The following is a 16,278-nucleotide window of genomic DNA, read 5'->3' on the forward strand; positions in this document are numbered from 1 at the left end:
ACCTGTGCTAAAGGATCCGGAATTCACCACCAACTCCTCCAAAACCAAAGGAGGTTGACTGGGCGGAGTGGGTCGCGGCTCGTCGAGGCGACTGGTCGACAAATCACGAAATCGGCGAATGAAGTGGGTGGCCGAAAAATGTTGATGCCCGAGGTCACGGCGAACGCTCGCTTCGGGCGACCCCGGGTCCCCGCCCGGTCCGCCGACCGGGTGGGCCGCCGAGCGCACCGGACGCGCCGCAACGGGGATCCGGCCGACGCTGCTTAGCGTGGGCCGATGCACCCGAAGCCGATCAAGCTCGCTCTGGCCGCGGCCCTGTTCTGCGCCCTCGTCTCCGGCGTCGCGCACGCGGCACCGCCACCACCGGCTCCCGGACCGTCCTCGTCCCGCGTGCCCTACGAGTGTGCCGAGGACCAGTGGCCCTGGGGCTGCATCGCCGAGTGCGAGAGCGGCGGGCGGTGGAACGTCAACACCGGAAACGGCTTCTACGGGGGACTGCAGTTCTGGCAGCCCACCTGGGAGGAGTTCGGCGGACTGAAATACGCCCCGCGCGCCGATCTCGCCACCCGCGAGGAGCAGATCGCCGTCGCCCAGGAGGTGGTGGCCGTGCAGGGCTGGGAAGCCTGGCCCGTCTGTTCCAAGAGGTACGGGCTCAAGGGCCGTATGCACACGGTGAAAGCCGGCGACACACTCGCGGCCATCGCGCGCAGGTACGACGTCAAGGGCGGCTGGCAGGAGCTCTACCAGGCGAACAAGGACATGATCGGCGGCTATCCGGACCGTCTGAACCCGGGCACGCTGCTGGTCATCCCGAAGGGCTCGGCCCGGGCCTCCGCCGTGTTCGGCCCGCCGCTTCCCGCAACCGGAACTCGCCCGCCTCTCCACTGAACGCCACGGACCCGCGGCGCAGTTCGTACACCACCGCGGTCCGCCCGTGCAGTGCGGGCGGCAGCCGCTGCTCGGCGATGACCACGCACGCGTCGAGCGAGGTCAGCAGCGCGTACGTGCGGGCCGCGACCGTGGGTGACATGCCCTGCGCGGGCTCGTCGACGAGCACCACGCGCGCGCGTGCCAGCAGGGCGCGGGAGAGGGCGAGCATGCGCTGCTCGCCGCCGGAGAGCGTGCCGGCGCGGCGCGCCAGGAGGGGCGCGAGCTGTGGATAGGCGTCCAGGGCGAGGTCGTACGCCGGTGCCGTGAGTTCGAGGTTCTCGCGCACGGTGAGGGATCCGAACACCGCCTGCCGTTCGGGGACCAGGCACAGGCCGCCGCGGGCCCGCTCGAACGCCGGCACGCGGGTCACGTCGGTGCCGTCCCAGAGCACCGCGCCGCCGGACAGCGCCACGGTGCCGGACAACGCCCGCAGTACGGTCGTCCGGCCGGAGCCGTTGCGGCCCAGCAGGACGGTGAGGCCGGGACCGGGAGCGGCGAGGGTGACGCCGTGCAGGGCTTCCAGGGGGCCGTAGCGCACGCGCGCGTGGCGCAGTTGCAGAGCGGCGGTCATGCGGGGGCCTCCTGGGCGCCGAGGGCCTCGAGGACGCGGGCGGGCGGGCCGGAGGCGACGATGCGGCCCGCCGTCATCACGTGCACGACATCGGCGAGGTCGGCGACCAGATCCAGGTCGTGCTCGACGACGAGCAGGGCGGTGCCGTCGGCGGCGAGTGCCTTCAACACCTTGGCGAGCGCGGTGACCTCGGCGGTGTCCAGGCCGGCGGCGGGCTCGTCGAGCAGCAGGACGCGCGGGCTGCCGGCCAGGGCCCGGGCCAGTTCGACGCTGCGCAGGGTGCCGGTCGGCAGATCGGCGGCGGGCAGCGCGCGCACCGGCCCGTCGAGCGCCAGCAGCCGCAGGGCCCGCTCCACGGCGCCGGGGTCGGTGACGCGGCCCTGCTCCGCGCCCACCCGAACGTTCTCGGCCACGGTCAACGACGGGAAGACGGCCAGTTGCTGGAAGGTGCGGGCGATGCCGAGCCGCGTGCGGGCGTGTGCGGTGAGCCGGGTGATGTCCCGGCCGCCCAGCAGGACCTGGCCGTGCGAGGGGCGGTGGGTTCCGGCGAGGCAGTGGAAGAGGGTGCTCTTTCCGGCGCCGTTGGGACCGACGATCGCGGTGATCCGGCCGGGGAGGACGTCGAGGTCCACGCCGTCGAGGGCGGTGAAGCCGTCGTAGCGGGCACGGAGGTGGCGGGCCGTGAGGGTGGGTGCGGGCGCGGGTGTGTGGGGCGGCACCCGGCCCCCGGCCGGGGTTTTCGGGTCTTCACCCGCACCACCCGTGCGGCCTTCGTGGCCGGGTGCGGGTGGCGCTGGTGGGGGCGGAGCGCCGTCGGCGGGTGCGGGCCGTCGGTCCACCGGCCCGAGCCGTGACCGCACCCGTTCTCCGAGCGGCGTCAACACGGCCCTTCGGCGCAGCCGTAGCCGCCCACCCGCCGTCCGCAGCGCCTCGTACGGTCCCCCCGGGAAGCGGCCGACCAGCACCGCCAGGACCCCGATCAGCGCCGCCGCGACGCCACCCCGGGCGCCCGCGTCGAGGCCCACCAGCAACGCGGCCGCGGCCAGTGCGCCCAGGGTGCTGTCGGCGCCCAGGACGACGACCGCGGCGAACCAGAGCAGGCCGCGGACGGGGTCGTAGGCGCCGGGGTCGAAGGCGCGCAGGCCCATGCCGAGCATGCCACCGCCGAGGGCGGCCAGGGCGGCGCCGGCGACGAAGGCGAGGAGTTTCAGGGACGGGACGTGGACGCCCGCGGCCGACGCGCCCGCCTCGTGGTCGCGCATGGCGGCCAGGGCGCGTCCGGTACGGCCCCTGCGCAGGGCGTACGTCGCCAGCAGCGCGGCCGTCAGCAGGAACAGCTCCAGGACGTAGTACGCGCGGTCGCCGTCGAAGCCGGCCGGGCGGCCCAGCGACAGCCCGGAGACGGCGTACGGCTGGGCGAAGACGAAGCGGCTCACCCCGACGCCCACGGCGAAGGTCGCGAGCGCGAGGGCCAGGCCCCGGCGGCTGATCGCGGGCCAGCCCGTCAACAGGCCCAGGGGAGCGACCAGGAGGACCGCCACGGCCAGCGCGGCCAGTTCGGGCAGGCGGGGCAGTCCGGGGAAGCGCCCGGCCGCGAGCAGGGCCGTGAAGAGTGCCCCCAGGCCCGCGTACGCCGCCTGCCCCAGCGAGATCTGGCCGCCCCGGCCGGTGACCACCACCAGGGACAGCAGCACCACGCCGAGCGCCGGCACCTGGACCGCCGTGTGCAGGTCCGAGCCCGCGAAGCCGAGCGGCAGCAAGAACAGCACGGCGGCCACGACCAAGACGCCCGGCGGCGTCGGCACGCGCGCGGTGGCCGTGCGCGGCAGGGCGTCGCGCGCGCCGATCCGGGGCAGGGCCAGCGCCGTGAGCAGCAGGGCCACGACGAAGAGGTTGGCGCCGACCGCCTGGAGCAGCGGCTCGCCCCAGCCCGACGGGTGCAGCCTCGTCAGCTGGCTCTGCGCCACCCCGATGCCCAGCGCCACCACCACGGCCACCGCCAGGCTGCGCATCCGCGCGGCCACCGCGACCGCCACCACCTCCATGACGAGCAGCGGCAGGCCGTACGGGTCCAGGCGTACGTACGGCGCCAGCAGCACGCCCGTCAGACCGGCCGTGAACGAGCCGAACGCCCAGCCCGCCGCGGCCACCCGGTCCGCGTCGATCCCGCCGAGCACGGCGAGCCGCCGGTCGTCGACCACGGCCCGCAGTTCCCGCCCGAAACGCGTCCAGCGGATCACCGCGGCGACCGCCACGGCCAGCACGAGCACCACCGCCAACTGCCCCCACGGGCCCGCCGACACCAGCTCCGGAGCGTCGTCCCGCGCGCCCTGCCCCCAGACCAGCGCGGCCCCGCCGACCAGGAGCACGAACACGCCGATGGACGCGACCAGTGTCTGCGCGGGGTCGCTGCCAAGCACCGACAGCGGGCGGAAGACGAAGCGTTCCAACGCCATACCCAGGCCCGGCGCCAGCACCAGCACCGTGACCGCCGCCCCCGCCCACAGCGGCCAGCCCCACTCGACCACGCACTGCCGCAGCACGTACGCGCACACCATCGCGATCGCGCCGTGCGCGAAGTTGAGCACGCCGGTCGCGCGGTACGTCACGATCAGGCCGATCCCGGTCAGGGCGGCGGCGCTGCCGACCGAGAGACCGGCGAGCGTGAGGTCGTACGTCAGGCCGGACATCAGTCGGTTTCTTCGGCGGGCTCGCAGATGGGGCAGGGACCCAGTTCGCCGCTCGCCACCAGCTTGGAGTCCACCGGCACGGCCTCCGCCTTCCCCGAGACCAGCGGGCAGTCCGCCCGGTGCCACAGGGTGCCGCCCGGCACCATCAGCAGGTCCCCGCTGACCGCCAGGGGCGCGGACACCGGCTGCGCCGGTTCCTCCGCGTCGGCGGCCTCGGCGGCCACCAGAAGGCCGTGCAGTTCCTCCACGCGGGCGGCGGCGAGTGCGGTGCGGCCGTGGGTGAGCAGGACGGCGCCCGCGACGATCAGCGCGGCGCCCGGGACCGTGCAGGAGGCGAGGTAGGGCAGCTGCCGTTCGGCGAAGCGCTCGCCCGAGACGCCGTACCAGCCGAGCACGCACAGCACCGCGCCCGCGGCGAGCGCGGCCCAGCCGGCCCACAGGACGGGGTGCACGGTCCGCAGTCGGGCTGTCCGCATCTCTGGCTCCCACACGTCATGTGTCTGTCCATGTCAGCCGATGGCTTGCACTATGCCTCTTGCAAGCCGACCCTGAAAGCACCGGGCGCCTACGGCCCGGACCGACACCCGGTGGTGAGCCAGATGGTTCTCGGGAGCGACCTCAAGCGGAGGAACGGCGGCCGAGGGCTGGTGGTGGGGGTGCTCCTCCTCGCCTCGGCCCTCACAGCGTGCTCCGACGACAGCGGCGGCGGCGACACCACTGCGCCCACACCCTCGGTGGAGACCTCCACCAGCGCGGAGCCGAGCCCGACCGCTCCGGAGGACCCCGCGGCGGCCGAGCAGGAGATCAAGCAGAACTGGATGAAGTTCTTCGATCCGGCCGTCCCGGTCGAGGAAAAGCGGGCCGTCCTGGAGAACGGCGACCGGATGGGCCAGGTCCTGGACGGTTTCAGCGGCGACGAGCGCGGCGGCCAGGTGGAGGCGAAGGTCAGCAAGGTCGAGTTCACCTCATCGACCGAGGCGAACGTGACGTACACGCTCACCCTGAAGGGCGCCACCGTCATGCCCGACGCCGCCGGCACGGCCGTCGAGCAGGACGACGTGTGGAAGGTCTCGGTCAAGACGCTGTGCGGGCTGGTCGGCCTGAGCGGCAATGCCTCGCCGGGCCCGGGCTGCTGAGACGGCCGTCGCGGGCCTGCTGCTCCTCCTGGGCACGGCCTGCGGCAGCCGGCTCCCGGAGAGCGACTTCGAGCACCGAGACCGGACGCCGGCGCCCACGCGCAGGGACGGCACCCCCCTCCGCGTCGGCATCATCACCAGCGCCACCAGCCCGGTCGGCGGCAACGCGTTCACCGGCCCGCGCGACGGCGCCAAGGCCTACTTCGACCGTCTCAACGCGCGCGGGGGCGTCGACGGCCGTCCGGTCGAGGTGCGGCTGTGCGACGACGGCGGCAGCGGCGTCGGCAACAACACCTGCGTCCACCAGCTGATCGAGGAGGACAAGGTCGTCGCCCTGGTCGCCACCACCGCCCTCGACTACGCCGGCGCCTCCCGCGTCTCACGCGCGCGCGTGCCCGACATCGGGGGACAGCCCATCGGGTCCGCCTACGACACCTGGCCGCACCTGTACGGCATCTACGGCAGCCTCGCGCCCCGCCGGGGCACCACCGGCTGGGACGGCGAGCAGTACGGCGGCACGGAGGTGTACCGCTACTTCAAGCGCGAGCACGGCGCCCGTACGGCTGCCGTCGTCTCCTACAACCAGGCCGCGTCCGCCGCCTACGCCTCACTGGTCGAGCGGGGGCTGAAGGCCGAGGGCTACCGGGTGGTCACCGAACAGGTCGACTTCGCGCTGCCCAACTTCCGGGCGGTGGCCGCCGACTTGAAGGAGCAGGGTGTCGACCTCGTCTTCGACGCGATCGACACCCACGGCAACGCCCGGCTGTGCGCGGCGATGGACGACGCCGGCGTCCAGGTCACCGCCAAGGTCACGAACGTACAGAACTGGACGTCGACCGTCCCCGACGACTACGAGGACGCCCCGCGCTGCCGCAACGCACTGTGGGCGACCGCGTCCAGCCGCAACCACGAGGACACCGGCCATGCGGCCGTACGGGAGTTCCGGGACGCCACCAAGGGCCTGAAGACGCACTCCCAGTGGCAGTTGGAGGGCTGGGCGGCCGCGAGGTGGTTCACGGACGCGGCGAGGTCCTGCTCCACAAGCGGCGTCACGCGCGCGTGCGTGGACGCCTTCATGAACCGCGGCGGGGCATACACCGCGGACGGGTTGCTCGTACCGGTCGTGTTCGAGCGTCGTGCCGAACCACCGAAGACCCGCAGGACCTGTCTGTCGGTGGCCCGCTGGGAGGACGGCCGGGGATGGGTGTCCCAGGGGGACATGGACAGCACCTGCTTCGACGTCCCACAGCTGGCGTATCGGCCCTGAGGTCATCCGGGCCGGTTCCCGACGCCCCTTGCGGACAACGGCTGTCCGCAAGGGCTGGCAGACTCGGCCCCATGTTGGAGACCTCGGCACGACTGCTGCGCCTGCTCTCGCTCCTCCAGGCCCACCGCGAATGGACCGGCCCCGACCTGGCCGACCGCCTCGGTGTCACCACGCGCACCGTCCGGCGGGACGTGGACCGGCTGCGCGAGCTGGGCTATCCGGTCAACGCCAGCCCCGGCACGGGCGGCGGCTACCAGCTGGGCGCCGGTGCCGAACTGCCCCCGCTGCTCCTGGACGACGACGAGGCCGTGGCGGTCGCCGTGGGGCTGCGCACGGCCGCCGGACAGGGCATCGACGGCATCGGCGAGACCTCGGTGCGGGCCCTCGCCAAGCTGGAGCAGGTCCTGCCGAGCCGGCTGCGCCGCCGGGTGAGCGCCCTGAACGCCTTCACCGTGCCGATGCTGCGCGGCCCGCTGCCCTCCTCCGTCGATCCGGCCGTCCTCACCGAGCTCGCCAACCTCTGCCGGGACGCCGAACGGCTGCGCTTCGAGTACCGCGACCACGACGGCACCCCGACCCGCCGCAGCGCCGAACCGCATCGCCTGGTGTGCAGCGAGCGCCGCTGGTACCTGGTGGCCTGGGACCTCGACCGTGACGACTGGCGTACGTTCCGCGTCGACCGCATCACTCCCAGGCAGCCGCACGGCCCGCGCTTCGCACCGCGCACACCGCCCGCCGACGACCTCGCCGCGTACGTCTCCCAGGGCGTCTCCACGCGCGTGTACGCCTCGCACGCCGTCATCCGGCTGCTGGCGCCCCTGGAGGAGGCCGCGGAGCGGGTCTCGCCCTCCGCCGGCACCTTGGAAGCCTCCGACGAGAACAGCTGCATCCTGCGCACGGGAGCCGCGAGCCTGGACGTGATGGTGCTCCACGTGATGATGCTGGGCTTCGAGTTCGAGGTGCTGGAGCCGGCCGAGCTGACGGAGGCGGTCAGGACGGCTCGCGACCGGCTTGCTCGCTCTCTGGCTCGGGCTGGGGAGTCTGCGCCGCGTACTCGGGATGGTGCAGGTCGAACGCCGGTGACTCGGAGCGGACCCGGGGCAGCGTGGTGAAGTTGTGCCGGGGCGGCGGGCAGGAGGTCGCCCACTCCAGGGAGCGGCCGAAGCCCCAGGGGTCGTCGACCTCGACCTTCTCGCCGTATTTGGCGGTCTTCCACACGTTGTAGAGGAAGGGCAGCGTCGAGATGCCGAGCAGGAACGCGCCGATCGTCGACAGGGTGTTGAGCGCGGTGAACCCGTCGGCGGCGAGGTAGTCGGCGTACCGGCGGGGCATCCCCTCCGCGCCCAGCCAGTGCTGCACCAGGAACGTGGTGTGGAAGCCGATGAACAGCGTCCAGAACTGGATCTTGCCGAGGCGTTCGTCGAGCATCCTGCCGGTGAACTTGGGCCACCAGAAGTAGAAGCCGGCGAAGGTCGCGAAGACGACCGTGCCGAAGACGACGTAGTGGAAGTGCGCGACCACGAAGTACGTGTCGGTGACGTGGAAGTCCAGCGGTGGCGAGGCGAGGATCACCCCGGTCAGACCGCCGAAGAGGAACGACACCAGGAAGCCGGTCGCCCACAGCATCGGCGTCTCGAAGGACAGCGAGCCCTTGAGCATGGTGCCGGTCCAGTTGAAGAACTTCACGCCGGTCGGCACCGCGATCAGGAAGCTCATGAACGAGAAGAACGGCAGCAGCACCGCGCCGGTGGCGAACATGTGGTGCGCCCACACGACCACCGACAGGCCGGTGATGGACATGGTCGCCGCGACCAGCGTGAGGTAACCGAACATCGGCTTGCGGCTGAAGACCGGGATGATCTCCGTGATGATGCCGAAGAACGGCAGCGCGATGATGTACACCTCGGGGTGCCCGAAGAACCAGAACAGGTGCTGCCACAGGATCGCCCCGCCGTTGGCCGCGTCGAACACCTGCGAGCCGAACCGCCGGTCCGCCTCCAGGACCAGCAGCGCGGCGGCCAGCACGGGGAACGCCAGCAGGATCAGGATCGACGTGAACAGGGTGTTCCAGACGAAGATCGGCATCCGGAACATCGTCATGCCGGGCGCGCGCATCCCGATGATCGTGGTGATGAAGTTGACCGCGCCGAGGATCGTGCCGAACCCGGACAGGGCCAGGCCCATGATCCACAGGTCGGGGCCGACGCCGGGGGAGTGCACGGAGTCGTTGAGCGGCGCGTAGGCGAACCAGCCGAAGGCGGCCGGGCCGGAGGGCACCAGCAGCGAGCCGAGCACGATCAGGCCGCCGAAGAGGAACAGCCAGTACGACAGCATGTTCAGGCGGGGGAAGGCGACGTCGGGCGCGCCGATCTGCAACGGCATCAGTTCGTTGGCGAAGCCCGCGAAGCTCGGGGTCGCGAACAGCAGCAGCATGATCGTGCCGTGCATCGTGAAGAGCTGGTTGAACTGCTGGTTGTCCACGATCTGCAGACCGGGCCGGGCGAGTTCGGCGCGCATCAGCAGCGCCATCACACCGGCGATCAGGAAGAACGCGAACGACGTGATCAGGTAGAGATGGCCGATCTTCTTGTGGTCGGTGGTGGTCAGCCAGTCGACGACCACCCGGCCGTGCTGATTGGTTCGCACGGGTCGTGCCGTCGCCTGCACGGTCTGCGTCCCCATCGCTCGCTCGCCCCTTCGCTCGCCTGTCCCGGGCCCGCCGAAGCCCGCGCCACGCGTACCCGCGAGCTCACGTCATGATGCTCGCGTCGTCGCGTGGTCCGACAGGGCGCCTACGGGGGGTTCTGTGCCAAAACCGGCTGTTTCTCATGCGGCATCAGCACCCGCCGGCCTCCGCGGAATCAACGGGAAAAGGGGGTCGGGGAACGGTTCTTCCGGGACTTTCCGTCGGGTTTTTCTCACGACCCTCACGACACGCGGGAATTGCGTTCGATTACCTGCGGAAGGCCTACGGAACCGCTCGTACGTGTGACGGCCCGCTGCGGCAGCCGTTGATGTCATGGGGTCGGATTCGGGTGTCGTGATTCTGTGACAGAAGCGTGACCGGAGAGGGACACGTGACGCTGGGTGCGTGTGCCCGGGCTTCCCCGGTCGTCGGACAGGGCCTAGCGTGGCCGTATGGCACCGATTCCGAGTCCCTCCGCCGAACCCGACGACAGTCCGGACACCTATGTCGGCCTCGTCTCCGACCAGGCCGAACGGCTCGCGCGCGAGCGGGGGTGGTCGACCGTGCGGTCGCTGCCGCCGGGGGCGATCATCACCATGGAATACCGCGTGGGACGGCTGAACTTCGAGGTCAAGGACGGGCAGGTGGCCCGAGCCTGGAAGGGCTGACCCGTCGAACACGGCGACGGCCCCGGCTCTCTTTCCGAGAGCCGGGGCCGTCGCCGTGCGGGGTGGGAGCGTGTGCGTACCGGTCCCGCTGCCTCGGGTCAGCCGCCGCCTGTCAGGGGACGGGCCGTCGAGGCCGGACCGCGCACCCCGCGGTCCGTCTGGGGTGGGCGCCGGCTGCCGGCGGGGGTGACCGGGGTGCGTTCCGAGCGGGCCGTGTGCGGGCCCGGGGCCAGGTAGACGGGCGCGCGCGGCGTCGCGGCGCGCGCCGCGGTCTCGTTCTGCGAGGCCGGGCGCGGCTTGAGCCGCACGGGCGTCTCGACGGGCGACAGACGTACCGGAGCGGTGAGGCCGCCGCGGGCGCGCCAGCGGTCCCGCAGGTCGAAGATCCCGGCCTCCGCGCGCGCGATCAGCGGCTCCACCCAGGGGAGGGCCAGCAGGACCAGCAGGCCGGCGGCCCAGCCGAGGAGGACGTCGCTCAGCCAGTGCGTACCGAGGTAGACCGTGGCCAGGCCGACGCCGAGGGAGGTCACCGCGGACACGGCGGACAGCCAGCGGCGGGCCCACGGGGCGGAGGCCATATAGGCCAGGATTCCCCAGGTCACCACGGCGTTGGCGGTGTGGCCGCTGGGAAATATATCGCCGCCCAGACCCATCTCGTTCGAGCCGATGGCGGTCGCGTAGTGCGGCCCGAGTCTGCCCATGCCGAGCTTGGCGGCGCCGACCGTGATGTTCAGCAGCAGCAGGGCCGCGCCCAGGGTCAGCAGCGGGCGCAGCGTGTGCTGCCGCCAGGAACGCCAGCCCAGCCAGGCGGCGACCATCACCGCGGTCGGGCCGCGCTGGCCGAGCACCACGTAGTAGTCGACGAACCAGTGGATGCCGGCCCACTGCTGGTACGGCCGGAAGAACATGACCTGCCAGTCGAGCCGGACCAGCCAGGAGGTGATCACCACGAGCCACACGATCGCCAGGTAGAAAGCCAGGGTTCCGGCGAGCAGCGCGACGCGGTGCCGGCTCATCTTCGGCACGTCGATGTGAGCCGGCCGTTCCGGCTCACGGTCCAGCCTCGCGAACACCCGGTCCAGACGGGTGAGGTTTCGTTCGGTACGCACCCAATCGACGTTACAGCGAGTGAGGTCTGTTCCCGGGCGATTCCACGGCTTTGTGATGACGATGTGATGTGGGATTCCTCTCAGAGAGAGGTTTATTTCCAATGATTCCGCAATGCCGGCCGCCGGTGTCCTTCAATTCCTTTGATCGTTCTGGGTTGCGGTTTTATCCCGCTTATGAATTCGTTCACCGAATCATGGGGTGGAATTCTCCGGGCGCTCATGGCGTTCCGGCGCCGGTCAGGGCGGGCCGGAGCCGTTCAGCCAGAACGCCCCGTACACGGCCGACGCCACCGCGAGCGTCCCGAGCGCCGGGGCCGACCTGGTCGTACGCAGCCGGGCCAGGGCGAGGGCGAGCGGCAGCAGCAGGGGGAAGGCGGGCATCAGCAGGCGCGGTTTCGAGCCGAAGTAGCTCGACGCGCACAGGGCGAGGGCGGTGACGACACCCGCGTACACCAGGAGCGGGAGCGGTTGGCGTTGCCGTACACAGACGACGTACAGCCAGACGATCAGTCCGACCCCGACGATCAGCCCGACTCCCGCGAGGGCCGACGGAAACGACGTGAACTTGTCGGCGACGAAGCGGGCGAAGGCCAGGCCGCCGTCGAACCCGTTGCGCCAGCCGGCCTGGACGTCGAGGTAGCCGAGCGGGCCGCGGCCGGTGCGGTGGCCGACCCACAGGACGTAGGCGGCGGCGCCGAGGGGGGCGAGGAGCATGCCGAGGACGCGACGGGCGCCGGGGGCGCGGTGCGTGCCCCGGGCGTGTTCCTGGAATGGGGCGCCGTCCACTCGCGCCGGGCTCCCGTCGCCCACCGACGAGGGAGCGCCCGCCGCGCTGCGGTCCCGCACGAAGGCGACGGTCGCCGCCGCCCACACGGCCGCGACGACGGCGAGGCCCACCGGACGGGTCAGGCCCGCCAGCAGGGCCAGGGCGCCCGCCGTCACCCAGCGGCCGGTCAGGACCGCGTACAGCGACCAGGCGGCCAGGGCCGTGAACAACGACTCGCTGTACGCCATCGACTGCACGATCCCGACCGGGAGGACGGCCCACAGCAGCACCGCGCAGACGCCCGCCCGGCGGCCGTGCAGGTGATCGGTGACCGCGAAGATCCCCCAGGCCGCCGCGAGCGAGGCGAGCAGGGAGACGAGGAAGCCCGCGTCGGCGGGGGACAACGGGGTCACCGCGGCCGGCAGCCGCTCCAGCCAGGGCAGCAGCGGGAAGAAGGCGAGGTTGGAGTGCACGTCGCCGTTGGGCAGGCGGACCTCGTAGCCGTACCCCAGCTCGGCGACCCTCGTGTACCACAGGGAGTCCCAGCGGGCGGTCAGCAGCGTGTACGCGTTCTTGTCGCGCGCCGCGCTCCACAGGGCCAGCGCGAGCAGCCCCAGGGCGCGTACGGCCGCGTACCCGAGGAGGGCCGGGGCGGCCCGGCGCAGGCTCGGGGCGCCGGGCGGTGCCGCGCGCGTTTCAAGATCGGTCACGGGCTCGATTATCGACGGCGTACGGAACCGGGCGGCCGGCCGGGTCGGGGTGCGGCCGAGAGGAGTGGTGCATGCCACAGGGGTTCCGTGCAACCACTGAGAGGTCCGCCACTTGGTCCCGGCACGAACTCGCGTACGCTGACGTGTCACTCGCCATCGTTGCGCGGGCCGGAGACCACCGCTCCTCTCCGGCCGAGTCACGGGGAGTCCCCGCCCTGTGAACCCGCCGAACGCGAGGGAACATCTGGGAGGTACGTACATGTCCGGGACGACCACGGCCGCCGCTGGGTTGCGCCGTCGGGCGGCCGGGGCCGGTGCCAACCGCTGGGTCGTCCTCGTCGTCCTCTGTACCAGCCTGCTCCTGGTCGCCCTCGACGCGACCGTGCTGCACGTGGCGGTCCCGGCCGTCTCCGAGGACCTCAGGCCCAACGGGATAGAGCTGCTCTGGATCGTCGACATCTATCCGCTCGTCTGCGCCTCGCTGCTGATCCTCTTCGGCACGCTCGGCGACCGCGTGGGCCGCAGACGGGTCCTGCTCCTCGGCTACGCCCTCTTCGGCGTCGCCTCCGCGATGGCCGCCCTCGCCGAGACCGCCCAGGTGCTGATCGTGGCGCGGGCGCTGCTCGGCGTCGGCGGCGCGATGATCATGCCCGCGACGCTGTCGATCCTGCGCCAGGTCTTTCCCGACCGGCGGGAACGGGCGCTGGCGATCGGTATCTGGAGCGCCGTGGCGGCGGTCGGCGCGGCGATCGGCCCGCTGCTCGGCGGCTTCCTGCTTGAGCACTTCTGGTGGGGCTCGGTCTTCCTCGTCAACATTCCGTTGATGCTGGTCAGTCTGCCGATCGGGCGATTGTTGCTGCCCGAGTCGAAGGGCGACGGGCGCGGGCCCTGGGACGTGGTCGGCGCGCTGATGGCGGCGGCCGGACTGTTCTGCCTGGTACTCGGCGTCAAGCGGCTCGGCGGCGGGGAGCTGGGCCTGTTCACGGTGGTGCCGCTGGTGGTCGGCACGGTGCTGGTCGTCTTCTTCGTACGGCGTCAGCGGCGCCGGGCGCATCCGCTGGTGGACCTGCGGATGTTCGCGCGGCCGGCGTTCAGCACGTCGGTGGGCTGCATCGTGCTGGCGATGCTCGCGCTGGTGGGCCTCGAACTGATCGCGGCGCAGTATCTGCAGCTGGTGCTCGGGCTGTCTCCGCTGGAGACCGGTCTGCGGCTGCTGCCGCTGACCATCGCCGCGATGGCGGCGGGCCTCGCGGGGGCGAGGATGCTCCGGCGGTTCGGGCCGCGTCGGATGGTGAGCTGCGGATTCCTGCTGACGGCGGTGGCCGTGCTGCTGCTGACGGCGATGGACGGCGAGGACAACGCCGGTCTGATGTTGTCCGGGTTCGTGCTGCTGGGCTTCGGGCTGGAGACGACTCTCTTCGGGGCGTACGAGTCGATGCTGAGCGAGGCTCCGCCGGAGCAGGCGGGTGGGGCGGCGGCGATCGGGGAGACGTCGTACCAGCTGGGTGCGGGCATCGGGATCGCGCTGCTCGGGAGCGTGATGAACGCGGCGTACGCACCTGGGGTGACGTCGGTGCCCGGTGTTCCGGCGTCGGCGTCGGCGGCCGCCGGGCATTCGCTGGGCGAGGCGTACGAGGTTGCCGGGCGGCTCGGCGGGTCGGCCGGAGTGGCCCTGCGTCGGACCGCCCGGGAGTGTTTCGTGCACGGGTTGCATGTGACGTTGCTGGTCAGCGCCGGGTTGTTGCTGCTGGGGGCCGTGATGGCGTTGCGGTTGCCGCGCGTGATGCAGTGCGGGGAGGTCGGGGGCGGGGCCGTGGAGGTACCTGCGCCTCGGGAGGTCGCGGAGTCCCGCGTCTCCGCCTGACGGCGGCAACGTCTCCCACCCACGCACCGCCCGTGGCGGTTCTTGAGAGGTGGAGCTCTCCTGCGGGGGTGCACCGCCGTCGGCGGCTGCCCCTCGTCGCCTGTCGGTGCGTGGCTGGGCGATGACCTGGACGTGCGGGACGCTGCCTCGTATCGTCAGCCCCGCAAGTGCGTAACTAGCGGTGCTAGTTTTGGGAGGATCTGCTCATGGCTCCGTTCGACCCCGCCGACCCCCTCGGCATCGACGACCTGCTCGAGCCGGAGGACCTCGCCGTCAGGGAGACCGTGCGGGCGTGGGCCGGTGATCGTGTGCTGCCGTATGTCGCCGAGTGGTACGAGAGCGGTGAGCTGCCCGGGATCCGCGAGCTCGCCCGGGAGCTGGGCGGGATCGGCGCGCTGGGAATGTCGCTCAGCGGGTACGGGTGCGCCGGTGCGAGTGCCGTGCAGTACGGGCTGGCCTGTCTGGAGCTGGAGGCCGCCGATTCCGGGATCCGGTCGCTGGTGTCGGTGCAGGGGTCCCTCGCCATGTACGCCGTCCACCGGTTCGGCAGCGAGGAGCAGAAGCAGGGCTGGCTCCCGCGCATGGCCTCCGGTGAGGTCATCGGGTGCTTCGGGCTCACCGAGCCCGACCACGGATCCGACCCCGCCGCCATGCGGACGTACGCCAAGCGCGACGCCGGGGGAGACTGGGTGCTGAACGGCCGGAAGATGTGGATCACCAACGGGTCCGTCGCCGGGGTGGCCGTGGTGTGGGCACAGACCGAGGACGGGATCCGCGGGTTCGTCGTGCCGACCGACAGCCCCGGGTTCTCCGCGCCGGAGATCAAGCACAAGTGGTCGCTGCGCGCCTCCGTCACCAGCGAGCTCGTGCTCGACGAGGTACGGCTGCCGGCCGACGCCGTGCTGCCGGAGGTGACCGGGCTCAAGGGCCCGCTCAGCTGTCTGTCCCACGCCCGCTACGGCATCGTCTGGGGCGCCATGGGCGCGGCCCGCACCTGCTTCGAGGCCGCGGTCGACTACGCCAGGACGCGGGAGCAGTTCGGCCGGCCGATCGGCGGGTTCCAGCTGACCCAGGCCAAGCTGGCCGACATGGCGGTCGAGTTGCACAAGGGGATTCTGCTCGCCCATCACCTCGGGCGGCGCATGGACGCCGGCCGCCTGCGTCCCGAGCAGGTCAGCTTCGGCAAGCTCAACAACGTCCGCGAGGCCATCGACATCTGCCGTACGGCCCGGACCATCCTCGGCGCCAACGGGATCTCGCTCGAATACCCCGTGATGCGGCACGCCACCAACCTCGAGTCGGTGCTCACCTACGAGGGCACCGTCGAGATGCACCAGCTCGTGCTGGGCAAGGCGCTCACCGGGCTGGACGCCTTCCGCTGATTCCCCCGAGCAGCGGCAGGGCCGGTGAGCGGCCCTGCCTCAGCTCTGGTTGAAGAAGCCGTCCGTGCGGTGCGCGGCCGGGTCGCCGTTCACGATCTCCGTGTTGGCGGGGGTCAGCAGGAACACCCGGGTGGACACGCGCTCGATCGAACCGCGCAGGCCGAAGATCAGCCCGGCCGCGAAGTCGACGACGCGCTTGGCGTCGGCGGCCTCCATGGCCGTGAGGTTCAGGATGACCGGGACACCTTCGCGGAACAGTTCACCGATGGCGCGGGCGTCCCGGAAGCTGTCCGGGGTGACCGTGCCGATCCGGCGGCCCTTCTCCTCGGCGACGTCCGAGGCCACCTTGACCCGCGGGTCCGTGACCCAGGCCTCCCCGGGCTGCTCGGTCCCTTCGGAGTAGTCGTCGTCGTAGTAACGCTCGTCATCGTTGTCGTCGACGAGGCCAAGCCAGGCACTTGCCTTGCGTACCGATCCCATGGACGCCTCCTCTCACAGC

13 protein-coding genes and 1 pseudogene are annotated in these 16,278 nt (G+C 71.8%); 7 read left to right on the top strand and 7 right to left on the bottom strand.

From position 1 onward, the window contains the following. Nucleotides 1–276: 276 nt before the first annotated feature. On the top strand, nt 277–888 hold the full coding sequence (locus ACZ5XS_RS21420; protein WP_468653555.1) for a transglycosylase family protein: 612 nt from the start codon (nt 277–279) through the stop codon (nt 886–888). Here ACZ5XS_RS21420 and ACZ5XS_RS21425 read toward each other — a convergent pair. The 3 genes from ACZ5XS_RS21425 to ACZ5XS_RS21435 are packed head-to-tail and all read right to left on the bottom strand — an operon-like array spanning nt 806 to nt 4,667. Continuing rightward, a complete protein-coding gene (locus tag ACZ5XS_RS21425; protein WP_468653557.1) occupies nt 806–1,501 on the bottom strand; it encodes an ATP-binding cassette domain-containing protein in 696 nt (231 codons plus the stop codon). The genes ACZ5XS_RS21420 and ACZ5XS_RS21425 overlap by 83 nt on opposite strands. Then, nucleotides 1,498–4,191 (bottom strand): ABC transporter permease subunit, encoded by a 2,694-nt coding sequence (locus tag ACZ5XS_RS21430; protein WP_468653559.1) that lies wholly within the window; start codon nt 4,189–4,191, stop codon nt 1,498–1,500. The genes ACZ5XS_RS21425 and ACZ5XS_RS21430 overlap by 4 nt, the downstream gene beginning before the upstream one ends. Continuing rightward, complete coding sequence (locus ACZ5XS_RS21435) at nt 4,191–4,667, bottom strand: hypothetical protein (RefSeq protein ID WP_468653561.1); 477 nt, start codon at nt 4,665–4,667, stop codon at nt 4,191–4,193. Before ACZ5XS_RS21435 ends, ACZ5XS_RS21430 begins: the two co-directional genes overlap by 1 nt. Nucleotides 4,668–4,790: 123 nt before the next feature. Here ACZ5XS_RS21435 and ACZ5XS_RS21440 point away from each other — a divergent pair, with 123 nt between their 5' ends. From ACZ5XS_RS21440 to ACZ5XS_RS21450, 3 genes are all read left to right on the top strand, one after another. Continuing rightward, the gene (locus ACZ5XS_RS21440; RefSeq protein ID WP_468653562.1) at nt 4,791–5,327 is read left to right on the top strand and encodes an MTB12 C-terminal domain-containing protein; all 537 of its coding nucleotides are present in this window, start codon (nt 4,791–4,793) and stop codon (nt 5,325–5,327) included. Next, nucleotides 5,302–6,594 (top strand): ABC transporter substrate-binding protein, encoded by a 1,293-nt coding sequence (locus ACZ5XS_RS21445; protein ID WP_468653563.1) that lies wholly within the window; start codon nt 5,302–5,304, stop codon nt 6,592–6,594. Before ACZ5XS_RS21440 ends, ACZ5XS_RS21445 begins: the two co-directional genes overlap by 26 nt. A 71-nt stretch (nt 6,595–6,665) precedes the next feature. Then, nucleotides 6,666–7,706 (top strand): helix-turn-helix transcriptional regulator, encoded by a 1,041-nt coding sequence (locus tag ACZ5XS_RS21450; protein ID WP_468653564.1) that lies wholly within the window; start codon nt 6,666–6,668, stop codon nt 7,704–7,706. On the opposite strand, the pseudogene ctaD reads toward ACZ5XS_RS21450, so the two are convergent. Next, nucleotides 7,705–9,276: pseudogene (gene ctaD / locus ACZ5XS_RS21455) on the bottom strand (aa3-type cytochrome oxidase subunit I); the annotation flags it as partial. The gene ACZ5XS_RS21450 and the pseudogene ctaD sit on opposite strands and share 2 nt — an antisense overlap. A gap of 456 nt (nt 9,277–9,732) precedes the next feature. On the opposite strand from ctaD, the gene ACZ5XS_RS21460 reads away from it, so the two are divergent. Beyond that, entirely contained in the window at nt 9,733–9,948 is a 216-nt protein-coding gene (locus ACZ5XS_RS21460) for an I78 family peptidase inhibitor (protein ID WP_468653565.1), read from the top strand. Between the two features lie 98 nt (nt 9,949–10,046). Here the strand turns inward: ACZ5XS_RS21460 and ACZ5XS_RS21465 are convergent, their stop codons facing one another. Together ACZ5XS_RS21465 and ACZ5XS_RS21470 are read right to left on the bottom strand one after the other, a co-directional pair. Further along, nucleotides 10,047–11,057: a phosphatase PAP2 family protein gene (locus ACZ5XS_RS21465; protein ID WP_468653566.1), complete on the bottom strand. Its 1,011-nt coding sequence runs from the start codon at nt 11,055–11,057 to the stop codon at nt 10,047–10,049. 237 nt (nt 11,058–11,294) lie between these two features. Further along, a complete protein-coding gene (locus ACZ5XS_RS21470) occupies nt 11,295–12,533 on the bottom strand; it encodes a mannosyltransferase family protein (RefSeq protein ID WP_468653568.1) in 1,239 nt (412 codons plus the stop codon). Nucleotides 12,534–12,792: 259 nt separating this feature from the next. On the opposite strand from ACZ5XS_RS21470, the gene ACZ5XS_RS21475 reads away from it, so the two are divergent. Both ACZ5XS_RS21475 and ACZ5XS_RS21480 read left to right on the top strand, forming a co-directional pair. Continuing rightward, nucleotides 12,793–14,397, top strand: coding sequence for an MFS transporter (locus ACZ5XS_RS21475; RefSeq protein WP_468653570.1), 1,605 nt, complete (start codon nt 12,793–12,795; stop codon nt 14,395–14,397). A gap of 206 nt (nt 14,398–14,603) precedes the next feature. Beyond that, on the top strand, nt 14,604–15,779 hold the full coding sequence (locus tag ACZ5XS_RS21480) for an acyl-CoA dehydrogenase family protein (RefSeq protein WP_468653572.1): 1,176 nt from the start codon (nt 14,604–14,606) through the stop codon (nt 15,777–15,779). 39 nt (nt 15,780–15,818) lie between these two features. On the opposite strand, the gene ACZ5XS_RS21485 is transcribed toward ACZ5XS_RS21480, so the two are convergent. Next, entirely contained in the window at nt 15,819–16,259 is a 441-nt protein-coding gene (locus ACZ5XS_RS21485; protein ID WP_217238808.1) for a cell division protein SepF, read from the bottom strand. Nucleotides 16,260–16,278 lie beyond the last annotated feature (19 nt).

This window comes from Streptomyces sp. NPDC033131 (genome assembly GCF_055578365.1).

Coding starts and splice junctions, on each gene's coding strand:
- ACZ5XS_RS21420 (WP_468653555.1), top strand. CDS start 277: ATGCACCCGAAGCCGATCAAGCTCGCTCTGGCCGCGGCCCTGTTCTGC.
- ACZ5XS_RS21425 (WP_468653557.1), bottom strand. CDS start 1,501: ATGACCGCCGCTCTGCAACTGCGCCACGCGCGCGTGCGCTACGGCCCC.
- ACZ5XS_RS21430 (WP_468653559.1), bottom strand. CDS start 4,191: ATGTCCGGCCTGACGTACGACCTCACGCTCGCCGGTCTCTCGGTCGGC.
- ACZ5XS_RS21435 (WP_468653561.1), bottom strand. CDS start 4,667: ATGCGGACAGCCCGACTGCGGACCGTGCACCCCGTCCTGTGGGCCGGC.
- ACZ5XS_RS21440 (WP_468653562.1), top strand. CDS start 4,791: ATGGTTCTCGGGAGCGACCTCAAGCGGAGGAACGGCGGCCGAGGGCTG.
- ACZ5XS_RS21445 (WP_468653563.1), top strand. CDS start 5,302: ATGCCTCGCCGGGCCCGGGCTGCTGAGACGGCCGTCGCGGGCCTGCTG.
- ACZ5XS_RS21450 (WP_468653564.1), top strand. CDS start 6,666: ATGTTGGAGACCTCGGCACGACTGCTGCGCCTGCTCTCGCTCCTCCAG.
- ACZ5XS_RS21460 (WP_468653565.1), top strand. CDS start 9,733: ATGGCACCGATTCCGAGTCCCTCCGCCGAACCCGACGACAGTCCGGAC.
- ACZ5XS_RS21475 (WP_468653570.1), top strand. CDS start 12,793: ATGTCCGGGACGACCACGGCCGCCGCTGGGTTGCGCCGTCGGGCGGCC.
- ACZ5XS_RS21480 (WP_468653572.1), top strand. CDS start 14,604: ATGGCTCCGTTCGACCCCGCCGACCCCCTCGGCATCGACGACCTGCTC.
- ACZ5XS_RS21485 (WP_217238808.1), bottom strand. CDS start 16,259: ATGGGATCGGTACGCAAGGCAAGTGCCTGGCTTGGCCTCGTCGACGAC.